Source organism: Dellaglioa sp. CoH-56-MRSF-14, assembly GCF_056782115.1.
This window is the reverse complement of the sequence record NZ_JBXAYB010000093.1, coordinates 1-282: the sequence shown is the minus strand read 5'-3', so window position 1 is coordinate 282 and position 282 is coordinate 1. Positions and strand designations below refer to the sequence as shown.

The 282-nt window shown below is 55.7% G+C and carries 1 protein-coding gene; it reads left to right on the top strand.

Annotated features, from left to right (window positions below):
- Positions 1-217: hypothetical protein (locus AC1RPX_RS07945; protein ID WP_481763356.1), on the top strand; the 217-nt coding region annotated here is incomplete at its 5' end.
- Between the last annotated feature and the right edge of the window lie 65 nt (positions 218-282).

Genomic DNA, 282 nt, shown 5'->3' with positions numbered 1-282 from the left:
AGCCAGCATGAAGAGGGGCATCGTGGTGGGTGGCGATGTGGGTGTGGCACGCGCAACTGCGCGCACGGCCCTAGGACCACGCCTCTCGGTCAAGACCGCGCTGAACGATTCAATCCGCATGGCTTTCGTGGTACGCAGAGTCGATCAAGAAGTTAAGCAAAAGACGTTCCATCAACAATTTTCTGGTGCATACGGCACCCGGAGGAAGAAGCGATGAAAGTGATTTACGCAGCAAACGACGGCACCCAGTTCGATGATCAGCAAACGTGCTTGGACTACGAG